Raw genomic sequence first — 1,060 nt, 5'->3', positions numbered from 1 at the left:
TCCTGAGCCAGGATCAAACTCTCCGATAGAAAGCTTAATCTAGCTTTTAAAACAATGTTTGTTTCCGTAGAAACAACTACTTACATGGCGTTTCGTTCAGTTTTCAAAGAGCAATTTTTCTTTCAATGTCGTTTTCAGCGACCAAACCATCATACCATGATGTGTTGGTTAGTGTCAACAACTATTTTGAAATAATTTTTGGTGGAGCCTAGCGGGATCGAACCGCTGACCTCCTGCGTGCAAGGCAGGCGCTCTCCCAGCTGAGCTAAGGCCCCATTGGTATAGATGGTCGGGAAGACAGGATTTGAACCTGCGACCCCTTGGTCCCAAACCAAGTGCTCTACCAAGCTGAGCTACTTCCCGTTTTAAGAAGAAAACTACAAAATTTAATGGTGCGCCCGAGAGAAGTCGAATCCCTAACCTTCTGATCCGTAGTCAGACGCTCTATCCAATTGAGCTACGGGCGCATATTTATTAAGTTAATGGAGCGGAAGACGGGATTCGAACCCGCGACCCCCACCTTGGCAAGGTGATGTTCTACCACTGAACTACTTCCGCAATTGGTGCGGGTGAAGGGACTTGAACCCCCACGTCGTAAGACACTAGATCCTAAGTCTAGCGCGTCTGCCAATTCCGCCACACCCGCAAATCAATGGTGAGCCATGAAGGACTCGAACCTTCGACCCTCTGATTAAAAGTCAGATGCTCTACCAACTGAGCTAATGGCTCTTTTCAATAAGAAAAGCTGGTGCCGGCCAGAGGACTTGAACCCCCAACCTACTGATTACAAGTCAGTTGCTCTACCAATTGAGCTAGGCCGGCAATATATGTACCCTTTCGGGCTATGAAAAATATGGTGGAGGATGACGGGCTCGAACCGCCGACCCTCTGCTTGTAAGGCAGATGCTCTCCCAGCTGAGCTAATCCTCCACTATATAAGTCCAGCGACGTCCTACTCTTGCAGGGGGAGATCCCCCAACTACCATCGGCGCTGAAGAGCTTAACTTCCGTGTTCGGCATGGGAACGGGTGTGACCTCTTCGCCATCGTCACTAGACTTT

Annotated in this window: 8 tRNA genes and 1 rRNA gene; all 9 read right to left on the bottom strand. The window is 49.0% G+C overall.

From position 1 onward, the window contains the following. Positions 1-199: 199 nt before the first annotated feature. The 9 genes from LC090_RS21805 to rrf all read right to left on the bottom strand — a co-directional run bounded on the left by LC090_RS21805 (position 200) and on the right by rrf (position 1,056). Positions 200-275 (bottom strand) — tRNA-Ala (locus tag LC090_RS21805). A gap of 11 nt (positions 276-286) precedes the next feature. Next, positions 287-363: transfer RNA gene (locus LC090_RS21800), tRNA-Pro, on the bottom strand. Between the two features lie 27 nt (positions 364-390). Then, a tRNA-Arg gene (locus LC090_RS21795) sits at positions 391-467 on the bottom strand. A 16-nt stretch (positions 468-483) separates the two neighbouring features. Next, positions 484-558: transfer RNA gene (locus LC090_RS21790), tRNA-Gly, on the bottom strand. Between the two features lie 3 nt (positions 559-561). Next, positions 562-646 (bottom strand) — tRNA-Leu (locus LC090_RS21785). 7 nt (positions 647-653) lie between these two features. Continuing rightward, positions 654-729, bottom strand: a tRNA-Lys gene (locus tag LC090_RS21780). Positions 730-746: 17 nt separating this feature from the next. Beyond that, a tRNA-Thr gene (locus LC090_RS21775) sits at positions 747-822 on the bottom strand. A gap of 32 nt (positions 823-854) precedes the next feature. Further along, positions 855-930 (bottom strand) — tRNA-Val (locus LC090_RS21770). 9 nt (positions 931-939) lie between these two features. Continuing rightward, positions 940-1,056 (bottom strand): 5S ribosomal RNA (gene rrf, locus LC090_RS21765). Between the last annotated feature and the right edge of the window lie 4 nt (positions 1,057-1,060).

Origin of the sequence: Guptibacillus hwajinpoensis, from assembly GCF_020524165.1 — a bacterium.
GTDB classification, from domain to species: domain Bacteria; phylum Bacillota; class Bacilli; order Bacillales; family Guptibacillaceae; genus Guptibacillus; species Guptibacillus hwajinpoensis_D.
The sequence above is the reverse complement of the archived record's forward strand: the minus strand, read 5'-3'. Positions and strand labels throughout refer to the sequence as shown.